Source organism: Parendozoicomonas sp. 2304DJ65-17 (assembly GCF_058148445.1).
In genome coordinates this window covers 1-17,480 of the sequence record NZ_JBYVJV010000009.1, presented here as the reverse complement: position 1 = coordinate 17,480, position 17,480 = coordinate 1, and the positions used below count along the sequence as shown (strand labels likewise).

The window sequence follows — 17,480 nt, the reverse complement described above, 5'->3', positions numbered from 1 at the left end:
TATGTAGTTGTTTTTTGCCAATAACGAATTCTAAAACTTGAAAACAGCAGTTAGCTCATAATGACTTATCCGCGAGCTACAGGTCTTTAGAATACATGAGCTTTAAGGGAATATTCTGAACAGGCACCTCTTGCTCAGCAAACCGCATCAATCCTGAGCGCTGGAATACTTCATTAATGTCTGGAGACACCTCCTGATAAGCACGTATCAGCACCCCAAGCTTCTGCGCTACTTTCGGGTATTTGTGAGCAAGCTTTACCAGGCGTTCTGGCTCCAGAAATACCATCTCGGCATAAGTATTAAAATCATTTTCCATACTGCTGCGGGCGTAGCTTGATAAAAACCCTTCGTCGTATCTTGCTGACACTTCATTCACAAGACCAAGAGCTTCAGCATTATTGCTGACAGCCTGCCAGCTTTCAGGCATCAATCCCTTCCAGGCCAGTATTGTATGTGGCGACTGCAGCCAGACCAGTGAACTGAATTCATGGTGTACGCCGTAACGGGCAGTCTCCCGAATGGCTGATGGAATGTCTGCATCATCAGCCACAATAATGATCCAACGTTTACCGTAAGTACCGCCAGCAATGGCTCCGTCCATAGTCAGAGAACCCGTGACAAATACAGCTGAACTGCGTTGCTGAAAGAAACCAGCGGGGTAAATATCCAGGGCTTCATCTATAGCCGGTAGCGCCACAGCCAGAGCCGTATTGGCTGCAGGCGTCATCACTGCTCCAGCAATAGCTGAGTCTTGCTGGGTGAAAGGTGGTGCATAAAACTGATCCTCAGGGCCGGCTTGTATCAGGGTTTCATGCTTTGCGGACAAGCGTAACATTTCCTCCTGCATGGAAGGCTGCCCGCAGCCCTGCAGAGCGAATAGTGCTGTTAAAAAGAACCAGACTCTAACGGGCATACTGTACAGCTCCTGCAGGAACAAAAGCGACGCGAAAACGGGTAATAGCAGGGACAACCGCTCGAGGAACAACGACCGATGCTGTACGCCACAAAGCCATTCCACGGGAAAAACTCAGACCAGCAGCTGCGAAGGATGCAGGATCGTCAGCAACACCTGCTCCAAAAGTCAGGAAGTCTTCAATAATGGTGCCCACAACTATGGCAGTACCAGCAATAATCAAGCCTGTACCTATGACTTTATTCCAATCTGTGGAAGGTTCAGCGACAGGTGCAGGTCTATGAGGTTGTGCCGTTGGTTTCTGCGGTGTTGGTGTCAGCTCAGCAGTAATGCTGACGCTTTGGGCAACATAAGTAAAATTGTTGATTGTCCCTTTTAATGGAGGTAATGAGATTTGAAAGACCAACTTTGGCAATAGCGTTTCTGAATCTGTTTTCACTCCAACAGCTGTTGCTGGTGCGTTGGGTGTATTGCTTTTGGATATCAACATGGCACTGAAGGTAAGGGAACGTTTTTCATCGTTGTAAGACAACTGTGCATCACTGATCAACTTTCCAAAAGCATGATTAGCTTCCTGAGTAATTTTTGCAGACAGTTCCTTTTTATTAACGACAGCTGTCATAGGTAAACTGGCTGTGCTGGTCAGTGCCACATTTCCCTGCATCTTTACTTCCAGAATGCCCGGCCCCACAGGTATGGGTGGTAAAGGGATATCTTCCAGGCTGTACTGAATCGTCATAGGACTTTGCATATTATCCAGTGCATCTTTCAAAGAAGATGATTCTGGTTTTCCTGTACGCTTGGGCTGTGCGGATGGGCGGTGTTGTTCTGCCTTTGGCTTGTCAGGTTCTGGTTGGTGCCCTTTTTTTGCAGTTGGTAACTGAGGAATTAACAGTTTCTGGCCAGGGTAAATTAAATCTGGATTATCAATTGAAGAACCCGTTCTAGCGATTACTTCCGGACGGTTATTGTAGCGCCAGAGACGTGGCCATTGAGTAGGAGAACCAAGAAAGCGATCTGATAAATCCCAAAGAGTATCACCCGATCGAATGGTGTAAGTCTGGCCAGACATATGCGCTCCGTGCATATCTTATAATGTTTATAAATCCCGCAATGAATCTAACAGCTTTTCTGTGACAAAACGATGTAGTCAATTTTGATTTCGACAAGCGGTCTGATTCTCATCAACATCACAAATTGCATGCTTCTTGTACAAAGGGACTGCAGTAATACAGGCGTATCGCATCATTTTCTGATGCGACCTTGAGGTATCAGAAAATGATACCTCTATATCAATGACCTATCAGGCAGAAAAGCTGTTCTCAATAAGCACATCCTGCAGGGGCAATTGCCCGCTCCGTGGATGAGCAGGGCGTTTGGCTTTGCCTAGCGCAATCATCATTGTAATCACATGGTCCTCTGGCAGATGTATAAGCTCAGCGACCTTTGCCTGATCAAACCCAATCATAGGACAGGTGTCGTACCCCAAACCTTTCGCGGCCAGCATCAGGCTTTGTGCCGCCATACCGCAGGAGCGCAGTGTTTCATCCCGTTGCTTCTGTCTATCCCCGCGATAAAAATTATCCAGCATGCCCAGCATAGTGGCGCGGGTTTGCGCGTCGGTATTGGCAAAATAACGTTCTGGCTGCTTCTGCCAGGCATCTACATCTGCACACAGTAGAATCAACTCTGCGGCTTCTTCAACCTGCGTTTGACCCCAGGCTGCTTCTTTCATTTTGGCACGCAAAGCCGGGTCGGTTATTCGAACAAAGCGCCAGTGTTGAATATTGTATGAAGTGGGCGAGAGAATAACTGCGGCCATCAATCTCTCAAACTCGGTATCAGTCAGCTTTGCGCTGGTGTCGAAATGCTTTACTGCACGTCGTGATTCAAGGGCTGTAAAAATATCCATGATGATTTCCTTTATGGTTGATGCAAGAAGTCAGGGAGTAGCATTATTTTGTGGATGAGATGGCCGCCGATGGCACAGGTTTCACCGTGGCCTGTACCTGGTTGAGGTGGGAATGTGCGGCGCGCATTTTCATACGGCTGTAAACCATCACCCCAGCCAGAATCAGTAGAGAGGCCAGTAGCGTCTGTAGTGTGTAGGGCTCCTGGAACACCACGAAACCAATCAGCCCACCACAAAATGTGGTCACGCTACCAATCTGACTAATGAAAACCGGTACAGCAGTGCGATGTAGTGAAAACAGCAACAGCTGATTCGCACCACCAAGTACAGCAACCAGAACCATCAACCCGAAAACATTGCCATTCATAAACAAATCAAGGTTCGGCAGAGCCTGTACTTCAAGAACAGGCAGCGCCAACAGATAACTTATGGCTGAGAACAGGTTGGTCATAAGTGCTACATGCAGAGCAGGCAGGTTGGCCGGCCAGAACCGAATCCGGTAAATGTTGGCCGAACCTAGACATATCGGCACCAGTGCCAACAGGGCCAGCCACAACACAGGGTGCGTAAGACCTGAATTCTGTTCTGGCACGGGAGAAGAGAAAAGAGCTGCTGGCTGCCATAAAAACAAAAAAGTTCCGGCCACCACTGTTATCAATGCCAGCAAATGCTTAAAGGCAAAAGTTTCTATCCGCAGAACCAGTGATAGCAACCAGGTTACCAGCAGTGGTAAGGCGTAACTGAGCGAAGCGATGCCTACACCTAGATGCTGAGCGGTATAAAAAACTATCAACTGGGGTAAGGTAAAACCCAGCAGTGAGGCAATGGCAAAGTACTGCCAATGCTGTCGAACAGATGACTGTAAATTCGGAAAACCAAATGCACCCAGTACCACCACACTGCCAGCAGCCTGCAGTAGAGCAATATGAATAGGATGGAAACCAACCTGACTCAGTGCTTTTGACAAGGCAACAAGTACAGCCAGCGTTAGCCCCAGCCCCCAGAGTTTTATCACATTGCTCATACCGTTTACTGCTCACAATCGCTGTTTATCATCGTTATAAACACTGTAATTTGTTTCTTTTAATTTGATAATTAGTCATATTGGAAAGTCACTATTGAGAAAAAGTGGATAATAAGGTGAGTCATCTCAGTGCTTTGGAGGTATTTGTTGAGGTTGTGCAAAGCAACGGCTTTGCCGCAGCGGCACGTAAACTGAAGGTTTCTACATCGGCAGTCAGTAAGCGCATTGCTCAGCTTGAAGAGCGTCTGGGTGCAAAACTTTTACATAGGACTACCCGGAAAATCAGCCCAACAGAGGCCGGCGAACGCTACTTTGTTGTGGCGCTGGAAGCACTGGCTGCTACCCAGGCTGCTGAAGATGCTGTTACTGAACTGCAGGGTGACCCCAAAGGGTTGTTAAAACTCTCAACTTCAACGTCTTTCGGGCGTTTACATATCGCCCCGTTGTTATCGGAATTTATGCGACGCTACCCCGGCATCACAGTACAGATGATGATGGATGATCGGGTGACTGATCTTATTGGTGAAGGGTTTGACCTGGCGATTCGAGGCGGGGATTTACCAGACTCAACGTTGGTGGCCCGACGCCTGGCACCCATTCATAATCTTCTGGCGGCCTCCCCCCAGTATCTTGAAACTCACGGCCTGCCTGAAACTCCACACCAGCTATACGACCATAACTGCCTGCATTACGTGTATTACCAGCGTGGTATTGAATGGGTGTTGGATAATGGCCGGGAAAGGGCCTGTATTAAACCAACCGGACAACTTCTGGTAAATAACAGTGAAGCTCTTGTTGAAGCCATGCTGGGGCACAGTGGTATTGGTCGTTTACCCACATTTGTAGCCAGCCGCTACCTGCATTCTAGTGAGCTGATTCAGGTACTTCCGGAATACCAAATGCCTCAGCAGGAGATGTATGCCGTTTATCCAGATCGTCGTTACCTGCCAGCCAAGGTACGGGTCTTTATTGAATTTCTGATTGAAAAGATTGGCCAGCAGCAGCCTTATTGGGATAGGGGTATCATTTCCGTGAGTTAGAGGGCTGATGGTTCTTAGTAACTCAGCGGTACAAATCATACTTGGACGTTTTCTATATCTACGTCAGTTATACTTTTATGTATACGATACTCTTAATTTCAAATACAAATAATGAAAATTGAAACCAAGCCTTTCGCTGGAAAACGTACGGGAACTGGGGAAAGTGACATTGTTAGCCTGATTGACTCGAGTGACGGCTTAACTATTACGGTTGAAGCATACGGGAAGAATGCTCCAGTACAACGATTTGAGGTCACCTTTCAAGATGCTCGTGGTTATCGTGTTCTAGAGGAAGGAGATCTCATACGATACGATGATTGTAAAACCTTTTACCAGCCTTACTGCGTCTACGAAATTGTCAAAGGTGGCTGGTCTAACGGAGAAGCTACAGAGCAAGGAACTCTGAATGTTTCAAAGGCTGTAGGTATTAGGGAATGGTTTATTGCAACAACAAACTATTCTGCAAATGTCTTATCGGGCACAGAGCCCCGAGTCCGCAATGTATAACAAGGGCTTCTGCCGTTCGTTGCTTTGCTTCTATGATGCCCGCAGCTTCCTAGAAGCTTCGGTCAACTTTAAAACCGTCTTAACCAACAGTTGGTAAAGGCTTCAGGGCTTTGGCTAGTTTTTTAGGAGCCAAATCTGGGGCAAGTGTCAAGTCCCAAGAGATTTCTTCTTTATAGCGACTTTTATAGAACACCACGCATATTAGATGCGATTGGCTGGTAGTTCTATATAATTTGATACTCTCGCTCGTAGTAAGGAGATCAGTTCGGGAGCCATGTAGTCGTAATTATCGGGAATGCTTAAGCACGAATTTTTTTTGTCTTTGAGTAAGGCAGAGAACTTTTTCGTGACCTTTCTTCTGTGAACTGACTCCATGACAAAGATCAGGTCTGCCCACTCTATAAGATCTCCCGATATGGTTGTTTCAGCATCTTTGTTCGTGCCTGCACCTATGGCATTAAACCCGGGTAGATCTGTGAAGATTGACTCTGCTGTAGCACTTCTAAGCTTGTTCTCTGTACAGATAAAAAGCAGATTCATGTTAAAGGCTATTACCACTCTATTTGTATTGTTGTACCAACAGTAACAAAACTCATAAACTCATCCATTTCATCGTTAGTGATTGCAATGCAACCATCTGTCCAGTCAAAACTTTGTGCGATGAAAGCTAATGAACCTAACCAGTTTCTCTGGCCATGAACCATGATAAAACCTCCCGGTTCGATACCTTTGGCGTCGGCGTTCCTTACATCTGCTAAGTTTGGGTAGCTGACATGCATAGCTCTGTAAAATGAAGAGTCTTCTTTCTTGTAATCTAGAGTGTATATTCCTTCCGGTGTACGTTCATCGCCTTCTTGCTGCTTGTGGCCTTTTGGATTTGCACCAAGAGAAATCGTGTATTTCCTCACGATTTTTTCGCCATCCATTAAATACATAAGGCGCTCAGATTTATCAACTCTCACAAGATCTACAGCAGCAAAAGCTTGAAGAGAGAAAAGCATTGAGATTACTAGAAAGAAAATTCTCATCATTCGATTTAATATTAACCCTAGGTTAGTTGAGCATGTAACATACGTTTATCTGCCCCTGTAGTACGTCTTCCTTACGTACTCCATTTCTTCATTAGTGACTGGTACAACTTGTGACGAGTCCGGTCATAAGTATGGATATTTGTATCGCGTCTCGCCTCTAAGGCTTCAGCTTCTTTAATATACCTAATCGCGGCATCCTCATCGCCCAGCCCTTTATATACAAGTGCAACTGCATAGTAGGAGAATGGTTCATCCGGTTTTTCCGCTATTGCGGCTAAACCGGCTTCCAATGCCAGATTGAGCTCTGATGAAAGAGCTTCAGCTTTGCTCGCAGCCTCGGCATATCCTGAACCGACAAACCAGGATGTTGTACCAGCCTTTTTCTCTTCGTTATACAACGCCGCATAAAGATTTTTTGCCTCTGAGAACTTTTCCATCTCAACAAGAATGGCAGCTAAATCTTCCTTGAATCGAGCTTGCTCAGGGTACTTATCAATCAACTGTCTGTAAGTTGAAGATGCTATATCGTATTTTTCCCATTCCCAATAGAGAGTGGCTTTAGCAACATCAGAAAAACGTTTCTCCTTTTCATTTGCTGCAACAATTGCCATCTGTTGTGCTGTTTTAGCTGCTTTTTGAAATTTCTCGTTTGCGATCTTTGGGTATTCATCAGATAGGAAAGCAGCATATCTGCGAAGGCAATTATAATATCCGTTAAGCACGGCCCAATTTTGTCCCTGTGCCGAAAGTGCATGCTCATAAAGGGACTCCGCCTTTTCATAATTTTGCAATTGTCGTTGCGCGTAGCCTGCACTAATGATGAGATCAATATTATTAGGATCTAGTTTTAGTGCAGGCCCATAAGATTCGACCGCTTCTAACCAAAACTTACGGCTCTTTGATATATCTCCGTTGAGCACAAACAAATCTTTTATGGGGAAGTATTCTTCTAATTCGTCTGAACGAAATAAGTCGTTTACTAATTCATAAGCCGCCGTAAGCTGCCCAGCTTCATATAGGCGTTGTGCTTCAGAGAGCTTACTATCAAAAATCTGCTTTCGTGCATTGAGTTCTGAAGTAACAATATTTCTCTGCACTTCGTTAGCGTCAAACTTCATCAACCCACCGAAAAAACCAACGCCAACTATTACCAGTTCTACGATGAGAACTCGGAAAAGAACCCTTTGTTGACCTTGCTCCGCGAAACGTACCTTGCCTATCAGCGAAAGTGCAGTTATCACCGCAGTGAAGACGAGAACAGCGGTAAAGGTGTAAGCAATAGTTAGTTGAATGAGCTCAAAATTCATTCTCGACTCCTTTCCTAAACAGAACAGATAACTGTTTTATCAACTGCTTTTGCATCAAATGCTACCGCGACACTTTTCTCAACACTGCTCTTACAAACATCACACATACTTCGTCATCCTGACACAGCACATCTTGGAGATGGGCTTATTATTTGTTGGTCATTTTATGGTTTAACAGAAGTAACTCAATAGCTGTCGCATGGAAAGCAACAGGTTGGAAAAACAAAACCCCGCAATGCGGGGCCTGGATTCTCGGAAAGGGTCTTTTGTTTTTATTGTTATTCTTGTTTTTATTATACGACTGTTCTTGTTACTCGAGCTGGCCTTTATTGTTGTTATTGCCATTTATTATTTTTATTACTGCTCGCCTGGCAAGATTCTCTTCCGGAACCTTTTGCCTGTTTACGCCCTATACACTGCAGATGGTGTGCCAAAAAACGACATCCCTTGTATATCAAGGGATCGCGAGGAAACAACGTAAAATCAGGAGGTTACAAAGTGTTACCCGGCAAGTATTCGCTACTGTGAAGTGTTACCGCGCACGTAGCAGGTAACAGCAACCCTGATGCTGGGGCTGGCCATTCATTTGTATAATGCCCAAGCAGTAACGGTTTGCTTTTCCCTACAATAATCGGCAAAGTCCAAACAATAAAAAAACAAGGTGATCTGGCGTCTTGCAATACCTGCCAGCCACCTGAAAATCGTGAGTTGCTCAAGTCATAAGGCGGGATTTCCCTTGGCAGGGTTACACCCTTTTAAAACCAATAACAGCAAACCAGAGCCTCATTGTGAAAGCATTGGTCAATCAATTTCAGCAACGTCCCTACCTTCTGGCCCTGGTTATCAGCCTGGCCCTGTTCTTTTATCTTTTTAATGGCGAGCACATTATGGCCGGTGAAGGTGTACCACCGGCTAAAAAACAGACAACAATAGAAGGATCACCTCAAGCCGGGCAGGAAAAACTGGCCAGAGTCGAGTTTACAACCTATCAGGCTGAGCCTGTGGCTCGCGAACTTTCCCTTTATGGCCGCACTTCCGCTGATCGCATGGTAACAGTGAGCAGTGAGCTGGACAGCGAAGTTATAAAAGTGCTGACCACCAAAGGCAGTCTGGTAAAAGCTGGCCAGCCTCTGGTTGAGTTAGATCGTGATGCACGAGCCGATCAACTGGCCTATGCCAAAGCTCTGGTCGCCCAGAGAACTCTGGAGTTTGAAGGTGTCCAAAAACTCAATGCCCAGGGGTTTCAGGCACGCACCCAACTGGCTGCCGCTCAGTCCGCTTTAGCCTCAGCAAAAGCTGAGTTGAAGCGCTGGCAGCTGGAGCTCGCCAACACCACCATTGAAGCTCCTTTTACCGGTAAGCTGAATCAGCGCTTTGTCGAAAAGGGTGACTTTCTCGATAAAGGTCGTGCTGTGGCAGAAATTGTTGATCTCGATCCACTGGTGGTTGTCGTCTATGCCTCAGAAACAGATATAGCGGATATTGAACTTGGCCAGAATGCCTCTATTCGTCTCTTAACCGGTGAAGCACACACCGGAACAGTGCGATACATTGCCTCTAACTCTGATCCTGCTACCAATACCTTTAATGTGGAAGTCGTTTTTGCTAATGCTGATTACCGCATACCTGCGGGTATCAGTGCGGAGGTTACTCTTGGTTTTGATCAGGCTTCAGCTATCAAGGTCTCCCCTGCTCTGCTGAGCCTGAGCGAAACTGGTGAACCAGGTATTAAGTACCTGCAAGATAATAACCAGGTGCGCTTTGCCCCCATAGATATTGTCCGTACGGAAAGTGATGGTGTATGGCTGGCCGGCCTGGACGACAAGGTACGAGTGATAACCTTAGGGCAGGGTTATGTCCGTGATGGCGATTTTGTAAATCCAGAAGCCGCCGCGGAGCAGTAATATGGTCAATCTCATACGTGCTTCGCTGGATCACTCCAGAACTATTCTTATGATGTTGCTGTTACTGCTGGTATCTGGCACAGCAACTTATCTGTCTATTCCCAAAGAGTCTTCACCGGATATTACTATTCCGGTGATTTACGTTTCGATTTCCCACGAAGGTATTTCTCCTGAAGATGCAGAAAGCCTGCTGGTTCGCCCTATGGAGAACGAACTGCAGGGTATCGATGGTCTGAAAGAGTTGAGTTCCACTTCCTCGCAGGGCCACGGTTCTGTAGTGATGGAATTTGTAGCTGGGGTTGATCCCGACAAAGCATTGAGTGATGTGCGGGACAAGGTGGACCAGGCCAAAGCCAAGCTGCCGGATAATACCGATGAACCCATCGTCAACCAGGTGACTCTGGCTCAGGAAGAACCGGTCATTAATGTGATTCTTTCCGGTGATGTCAGCCAGATTGCACTAATCAAAGTGGGCCGGGATCTGCAGGAGCGGCTGGAAGCCTTAAAGGAAGTACTTGAGGTTGATATCGGAGGGGACAGGGAAGATGTGGCAGAGATCATTATTGATCCGCTGCGCATGGAAACCTATGGCTTGAATCAGAACGATATCTTCAATCTCGTATCCCGTAATAATCAGCTGGTCGCAGCAGGGAGGCTGGATACTGGTAAAGGCCGTTTCCCGGTGAAATTACCTTCGGTATATAAGACACCGGCCGACATTCTATCCCAGCCCATCAAGGTCAATGGCGACCGGGTTGTGACTTTTGCTGATATTGCCGATGTGCGGGTCACCTATAAAGACCCAGACAGCTATGCCCGCTTGAATGGCCGCCCAAGTATCGCACTTGAGATAAAAAAACGCCCTGGAGAGAACATCTTTGAAACCATCGCCGAGGTGAAAGCGATGGTAGAACAATTGCGTCCATTCTGGCCGTCCAACCTGCAGGTGGATTATGTAGGTGACACGTCTATAGAAGTGCAGAACATGCTCAATGACCTGCAGAACAATGTGCTCACCGCTGTTCTGCTGGTTGTTATTGTGGTTGTAGGTGCTCTGGGTTTACGCAGTGCCGGCCTGGTAGGCATGGCAATCCCCACTTCATTCGTAACCGGTATTCTGGTGCTGGGTGTTCTGGGTTACACCGTGAATATGGTAGTGCTGTTCTCTCTGATTATGGCGGTGGGCATGTTAGTTGATGGCGCCATAGTTGTGACCGAATATGCCGACCGGAAGATGATTGAAGGCCAGCACCGCAAACAGGCCTATCGGGAAGCGGCCCAGCGCATGGCCTGGCCCATTATTGCCTCAACAGCAACCACGCTGGCGGCGTTTGCTCCCCTGCTCTTCTGGCCAGGTATTGCTGGTGAGTTTATGAGTTATCTGCCGCTGACCATGATTGCCACTCTTACAGCATCGCTTGTAACGGCACTGATCTTTATTCCAACCCTGGGGAGCCTGTTTGGCAAACCACGTTTGCTGACATCTGAACAGGCTCAGGTTTATGAACAGGCAGAAACCGGTGACATTCTTACCGTAAAAGGTTTGAGCGGAAGTTATGTGCGTTTTCTGGCCAAAGCCGTGCGTCATCCCTGGCTGGTTCTGGGAGCAACTCTGGCCATTGTGGTCACCATTTTCTCAACCTTTGCCACACATGGGTCAGGCGTGGAGTTTTTCCCAGAGACCGATAACAAAAACATTATTGTCAATCTGCGCGCCCGGGGCGCGGACCTTTCCATCGAAGAGAAGAATGCTCTGGTACTAAGAGCGGAAGCCCTGCTGAAAGACTTTAAAGAGATTGACACTGTCTACAGCCGTGCCGGAGGGTCTACCAAAGTAGGAACCCTGCGTGTCACATTGCTGGAATGGCAGTACCGGCACCACTCCGATTACGCTTCTGCAGAAATCCGTCGGCGGCTAGAAACCATACCGGGGCTTGAAGTTGAAGTGCAGGTAATGAAAGACGGTCCCCAGAACGGCAAACCATTACAGCTGGAGGTGGTGAGCAGCGATTTTGATAAGTTGCAGAATGCTGTAGCTGAAATCAAAACCATGCTGGCCAGCCATGGAGGCTTTACCAACATTGGCGACAACGGTCCGATACCGGGGCTGGAATGGCAGCTGGATGTAGATCGCGCCAAAGCTGCACGGTTTGGTGCAGATGTTGCCGTGGTTGGTAGTACTGTACAACTGGTGACTAATGGTTTGCGCCTTGGAGATTACCGCCCCGATGATGTGGATGAAGAAGTCGAGATTCGCGCCCGTTACCCCAAAGACCAGCGCCATATTGAACAGTTAGATAGCCTGCGGGTTATGACAGCCAATGGCCTGGTGCCGGTCAGCAGTTTCGTGACCAGAACAGTGCAGCCAAGGGTTGGCAATATTCAGCGGGTTGATGGCCGCCGTGCCATCACTGTTGATGCCGATTTAAAAGAAGGCGTGCAGCTGGCAAGGGAGTTACCGGTCCTTGCCGAAATGCTGAAAGAACTGGATCTGGGGCCAGATATTGGTTTTGCCTTTAAAGGCGAACAGGAAGATCAACAGGAGAGCGGTGAATTTCTGGTTAACGCATTTATGGTCGCGCTGTTTGTCATGGCCATAATTCTGGTGACCCAGTTTAACAGCTACTACCAGATGAGCCTGATTCTCAGTGCCGTTGTCTTGTCGACTGGCGGGGTGCTGTTGAGTCTGCTGATTTCAGGGCAACCCTTCGGCATTGTTATGTCTGGTGTGGGAGTGATCTCTCTGGCCGGTATTGTGGTGAATAATAATATTGTACTGATCGACACCTACAATATTTTCCGCCGCAAAGGGCTGGATGCGACAGAAGCGATACTGCGAACCGGCGCTCAGCGCCTGCGGCCAGTATTGCTGACAACTATCACCACAATCCTGGGTCTGATTCCGATGGTGATGAACGCTAACATCTATCTGTTTGATGGCCGTATTGAAATTGGTGCGCCTTCAACAGCTTACTGGAATCAGCTGGCTACAGCGCTGGCAGGAGGTCTGGCTTTTGCTACGGTGCTGACACTGGTACTGACTCCCTGCCTGCTGGTGATGCGCTCCAAGCCAGTTGCTATTGATCAGCTAACACCAGTAACTTCTTAAACCTTCCCGAAAGAAATGCTCCTGTCACTGAGATAGGAGCATTCAAAAAAATTTCTATCGAGATGGACTGGCTCCTATTCACTTTGCAAAAAAATGTCAGGATCAAACACTTTTGGTCAGTTTTTTTACCAAATACAGTGACCACATTCACGTTATACGACAGCAATCAATAGAAACACTACAAAAAGCGTTAACATTCCCGGCATTCTAAAAAACAAAAGTTTTGTTTTTAAAAACAAAGTGATGTCGGAAATGCTAAAAACAAAAAAGCTATTAACCGGCCTGTTGATTTCTCTCTGTGTGGCAGGCACTTCATCTTCCCTACAGGCAACTGAGTTTAAAAGTGCTCTGAGCCAGGCCGTGCAGAACAGCGCTCATATTATCGAGCAAGAAAGTCTGGTGTCCGTTGCCGAAAAAGATATCTCTCTTGAAGAGCGAGCTCGCCTTGTTCAAGTGTCGGCTTCAGCAGATGCTGGTTACTCACAGCGAAAAGATAATGCGACACGTGCGGCTGGCAATGATGACGTAAAAGATCGCTATGGTGCTGGTCTGACTGCCCGGTGGGATTTCTTCGACGGCGGTCGCTTTGATAGCCGTTTGTCTGCAGCAGGGAAAAGGCTGCTTATGGCCCGACACTCTCTGGACGGCACCCGAGATGAAGTTCTGATGAAAGCTGCAACAGCCTATATCGATGTATTCCGATATCGTAAGTTGTTGAGTTTTAACTCCGAACTCAAGAAAGAGTACACCCGCCTGCTGAAACATGTGGAAAAGCGGGTAAAAGGCGGGCAGGCCTCTGTTTCTGAACTGGAAGAGATCCAGTTATCCAGCAGTGAGGTCGAACTGAATCGCCAGCAGCTTATGCAAAAGCTGTTTGAAGCTGAAGAAGCCTATACCGTTGATCTGGGAAAACGTCCAACACAGCTGAGCCCACCTGAAGCCCCATCGACTGATTTGTTTTCCCAGACTGCCAGCTGGCAGGATCTTGCTCTGGAGCAACACCCCCAGTTGCTGGAGCAGCAGATGAGGCTTGCTGAGCTGCAGGCCCTTATTGATGAAGCACGCAGCGACAATATGCCAACCGTTGGTCTGGAAGTTTCTCATCGCTGGGATGAAGGGATTGAAGGTATCACCGGTAGTCGTAATGAAAGTAGTGCACTGGTACGTATGAACTGGCAGCTCTACGGGCAAAACCGCAGTGCACAAATTGGCCGTGCCATGGCTGAGATGGATGCAGCCCAGGCCCGGTTAACTTACCTGACACAAGATGTTCTTCGTCGTGTACGTGTTGCCAAACAGTACCGTGAATCTTCCTTAAGAGCTGTCGACCTTTATCGCGATGATCTGGATCGCATTCACTCATTACTGACATCTTCCAGACAGAAACTGGATCTGGAAGCAGGGAATACCAGTAACCTGCAGAATGTTCTCAAAACCTTGCGGCAGTATCAGCGCGCTCAGGAAGGCTTCCTGAATGCAACGTATGACGCACAGCGCTACTCCTATGAGTTGCTTTATTCCACAGGTTCTATTCGCCAGGTTCTGGCGAGTCGTTAGTGGTCATCCACTGAACGTCATTTATAAAACCGAATAAGAATAGTTTTTGAGGACAGGCCTGGATGAAGATTGTCGTAAACCGAGACAGTAAGCAGATTGAATTTACCAATGTGTCCGATCTGCAGGCTGGTGATGAGCTGCTCATTGTTGACCCGTCTGCCCCGGTGCAGATGGTGCAGGTTGATAACGACATTCTACTGATGCTGGACACTGGAGAAGTCTGGCTGACTCTGGAAGGCCTCGCAGAACGTGTGCTTGATCAGGAGTTCACCCTGTCAGTCGCTGGAGAGACACTGGCTTTACTCAATCAAGATGGAACGAAGGTTGAGCGCACACAAGATAATGAAACGGGTTTTGACCCTGAACAGCTGCCACCTCCCTCCGCAGGTAATGATGCACCTCCCTTTTCCGTTCTGGATTCCGGCTCATTTGCTGAGCCAGTGCTGGAACCGGACGCAACACCTTTGCGGAGCACTCAGCAGGACGTAAGACCCGGACCAGCTCCAACAGATATTTACTCATCGGAGTCCAGTGCTTCAGTACCAGCAATTCCTGACTTGATCATTCAGCCGAGTAATGGTGATTTCTTAACAGGTTCAGCAGAGCCTGGCAGTGTACTGACAGTGTCGTTTCCGGGCAGTAACTTGTCTGACACAACAGTTACCGTCGGTACCAATGGAACATGGTTGTTCACACCTGCAACTCCTTTGGAACATGGACAACAGGTTTCAGTGTCCGGCATCGCCACAAATGGCCAAAGTTATGGCAATCAAACCGTTGCCATTGATAGATTTGCTCCTCAACTTGAAGTGTCTCTGGCCAGTGATACTGGCGTTGCAGCCGACCTTATTACCTCGATTGGCACACTTGCCCTGGGTGGGAAGGAAGCTGGTGCCAGTATTCAGTACAGCCTTGATGGTGAAAACTGGAATAGCTCTTTCGTACCTGTAGAAGGGCAAAATACAGTTTATGTTCGCCAGATTGATACTTTGGGAAATGTTTCCAGCAGCAGCCAGTTCACATTTAATCTGGATACACAGCTGACTGCCCCGTCGGTTCAGTTATCAACTGATACAGGAACCAGCGACACAGACAATATATCAAGCAGTGTCAGCCTCGAAGTCCAGCCTGGAGAAACCGGCACAAGCATAGAGTACAGCTACGACCAGAATAGCTGGTCATCTCAGTTCAGCCCTCGTGAAGGCGAACAGACTGTTTATATTCGCCAGACAGATGTTGCCGGAAATCAGACAGTTACAGCTTTCGGTTATACCCTTGATACTGTTGTTGAAGCACCAGTCCTGAGCACTCAAACCGGAAACAATGCTATTGCTGATATCAGTCAACTCACGGTATCAGGAGTAGAGCCGGGAGCTCATGTTGAATACAGTCTTGATGGCAATACTTGGGTTAATGAGCAGCCTGTTTTAGGTACTGACGGTGAATATACACTCTACGTTCGACAAACAGATATAGCTGGAAATCAATCCCAGAGTAGTCAGGGCTTTGTTATCAAAGTTGATACAGAGCAACCCCACTTTGAGGGGAATTCCAGTTTCAGTTACGCCGAGAACCAGACCGCGGGTTTTGTGGTTGGCACCGTGGTGGCTACCGATGCCGTCGGTGTCACCGGTTATCAGTTCCACAACAATGGCAGCCCGTCCAATATCAGTACCGATGGCTTCTACTCTATTGATGCCAATGGTCAGATCACGTTGACCGAAGCCGGTGCGGCCAGTGGTGCCAATGATTTTGAGAGTGGTGCCAATAGCAATGATCACCAAATTGTTGCCCGTGACCTGGCTGGCAACATCAGTGTCCCAGTGACAGTGACCATTGGTGTGTCGGATGTGGATGACACCGCGCCAGAAGTCACAGCGGGTCAAAGTTTCACCTATGCCGAGAACCAGGCTGCTGACTTTGTGGTCGGAACAGTGACTGCAACCGATGCGGTGGGTGTCACCGGCTACCAGTTCTATAACGGGGGTACGCCGTCCAACACCAGTGCCGATGGTTTTTACGCCATTGATGCCAGCAGTCAGATCACGTTGACTGAAGCCGGTGCGGCGAGCGGTGCCAATGATTTTGAGAGTGGTGCCAACAGCACCAACTATCAGATTGTGGCGACCGATGCGGCAGGCAACACCAGCGACGCTGTGAGTGTGACGTTAGGTGTAACCGATGTGGATGACACCGCGCCAGTGGTCACAGCCGATCAAAGTTTCACCTATGCCGAGAACCAGGCTGCTGACTTTGTCGTTGGTACTGTGGCAGCGACCGATGCGGTGGGTGTCACCGGTTACCAGTTCTATAACGGGGGGACGCCGTCCAACACCAGTGCCGATGGTTTCTACGCCATTGATGCCAACGGTCAGATTACCCTGACTGAAGCTGGCGCAGCCAGTGGTGCCAATGATTTTGAGAATGGCGCCAACAGCACCGACTACCAGATTGTGGCGACCGATGCCGCCGGCAACACCAGTGATGCTGAGAGTGTCACGCTGGGTGTCACGGATGTAGACGACACAGCCCCTGTGGTGACGGTTGATCAAAGTTTCAGTTACGTGGAAGGTCAGAGTGTTGGTGCCGAAGTCGCTGTTGTGGTTGCGACCGATGTTGTGGGTGTTACCGGTTACCTGTTTGCTAACAATGGCACGCCGTCAGCGACCAGTGCGGATGGTTTCTTCCTGATTGACGACACAGGTCGTGTCACTCTGACAGCGCTGGGAGCTGCCAGTGACCTGAACGATTTTGAAAACGGTGTGAACAGCGGCACCTACCAGATTATCGCTGAAGATGCTGCAGGTAATCGCAGTGCGGCAACAGGTATCACCCTCGCGGTGATTGATGTGGATGATATCAAGCCGGTCATCACCGCCGATCAGAGCTTTAGCTACGCCGAGAACCAGGCCGCGGGTTTTGTGGTTGGCACCGTGGCGGCCACCGATGCCGTCGGTGTCACCGGTTATCAGTTCCACAACAATGGCAGCCCGTCCAATATCAGTACCGATGGCTTCTACTCTATTGATGCCAATGGTCAGATCACGTTGACCGAAGCCGGTGCGGCCAGTGGTGCCAATGATTTTGAGAGTGGTGCCAATAGCAATGATCACCAAATTGTTGCCCGTGACCTGGCTGGCAACATCAGTGTCCCAGTGACAGTGACCATTGGTGTG

The 17,480-nt window shown here is 48.2% G+C and carries 12 protein-coding genes; 6 read left to right on the top strand and 6 right to left on the bottom strand.

What is annotated here, in order from left to right; genetic code table 11:
* Positions 1 to 76: 76 nt before the first annotated feature.
* The 4 genes from ACY2RR_RS19030 to ACY2RR_RS19015 all read right to left on the bottom strand — a co-directional run bounded on the left by ACY2RR_RS19030 (position 77) and on the right by ACY2RR_RS19015 (position 3,849).
* On the bottom strand, positions 77 to 913 hold the full coding sequence (locus tag ACY2RR_RS19030) for a hypothetical protein (RefSeq protein WP_490109762.1): 837 nt from the start codon (positions 911 to 913) through the stop codon (positions 77 to 79).
* Positions 903 to 1,985: a LysM peptidoglycan-binding domain-containing protein gene (locus ACY2RR_RS19025; protein WP_490109761.1), complete on the bottom strand. Its 1,083-nt coding sequence runs from the start codon at positions 1,983 to 1,985 to the stop codon at positions 903 to 905. Before ACY2RR_RS19025 ends, ACY2RR_RS19030 begins: the two co-directional genes overlap by 11 nt.
* A 231-nt stretch (positions 1,986 to 2,216) precedes the next feature.
* On the bottom strand, positions 2,217 to 2,825 hold the full coding sequence (locus ACY2RR_RS19020) for a nitroreductase family protein (protein WP_490109760.1): 609 nt from the start codon (positions 2,823 to 2,825) through the stop codon (positions 2,217 to 2,219).
* Positions 2,826 to 2,868: 43 nt separating this feature from the next.
* Positions 2,869 to 3,849: a DMT family transporter gene (locus ACY2RR_RS19015; RefSeq protein WP_490109759.1), complete on the bottom strand. Its 981-nt coding sequence runs from the start codon at positions 3,847 to 3,849 to the stop codon at positions 2,869 to 2,871.
* A gap of 116 nt (positions 3,850 to 3,965) precedes the next feature.
* On the opposite strand from ACY2RR_RS19015, the gene ACY2RR_RS19010 reads away from it, so the two are divergent.
* The gene (locus ACY2RR_RS19010; RefSeq protein ID WP_490109758.1) at positions 3,966 to 4,889 is read left to right on the top strand and encodes a LysR family transcriptional regulator; all 924 of its coding nucleotides are present in this window, start codon (positions 3,966 to 3,968) and stop codon (positions 4,887 to 4,889) included.
* A 111-nt stretch (positions 4,890 to 5,000) separates the two neighbouring features.
* Positions 5,001 to 5,396 (top strand): hypothetical protein, encoded by a 396-nt coding sequence (locus ACY2RR_RS19005; RefSeq protein WP_490109757.1) that lies wholly within the window; start codon positions 5,001 to 5,003, stop codon positions 5,394 to 5,396.
* Positions 5,397 to 5,947: 551 nt separating this feature from the next.
* Here the strand turns inward: ACY2RR_RS19005 and ACY2RR_RS19000 are convergent.
* Together ACY2RR_RS19000 and ACY2RR_RS18995 are read right to left on the bottom strand one after the other, a co-directional pair.
* Positions 5,948 to 6,427: a L,D-transpeptidase family protein gene (locus ACY2RR_RS19000; RefSeq protein ID WP_490109756.1), complete on the bottom strand. Its 480-nt coding sequence runs from the start codon at positions 6,425 to 6,427 to the stop codon at positions 5,948 to 5,950.
* 71 nt (positions 6,428 to 6,498) lie between these two features.
* Positions 6,499 to 7,734: a tetratricopeptide repeat protein gene (locus ACY2RR_RS18995; protein ID WP_490109755.1), complete on the bottom strand. Its 1,236-nt coding sequence runs from the start codon at positions 7,732 to 7,734 to the stop codon at positions 6,499 to 6,501.
* A 788-nt stretch (positions 7,735 to 8,522) separates the two neighbouring features.
* Between ACY2RR_RS18995 and ACY2RR_RS18990 the strand changes: the two genes are divergently transcribed.
* The 4 genes from ACY2RR_RS18990 to ACY2RR_RS18975 all read left to right on the top strand — a co-directional run.
* Positions 8,523 to 9,638 carry an efflux RND transporter periplasmic adaptor subunit gene (locus tag ACY2RR_RS18990; protein ID WP_490109754.1) on the top strand — a complete coding sequence of 372 codons (1,116 nt, stop codon included), beginning with the start codon at positions 8,523 to 8,525 and terminating at the stop codon, positions 9,636 to 9,638.
* 1 nt (position 9,639) lies between these two features.
* On the top strand, positions 9,640 to 12,747 hold the full coding sequence (locus ACY2RR_RS18985; protein WP_490109753.1) for an efflux RND transporter permease subunit: 3,108 nt from the start codon (positions 9,640 to 9,642) through the stop codon (positions 12,745 to 12,747).
* 252 nt (positions 12,748 to 12,999) lie between these two features.
* Entirely contained in the window at positions 13,000 to 14,304 is a 1,305-nt protein-coding gene (locus ACY2RR_RS18980; RefSeq protein WP_490109752.1) for a TolC family protein, read from the top strand.
* Between the two features lie 62 nt (positions 14,305 to 14,366).
* On the top strand, positions 14,367 to 17,480 hold a 3,114-nt coding region (locus ACY2RR_RS18975), incomplete at its 3' end, for a beta strand repeat-containing protein (RefSeq protein ID WP_490109751.1).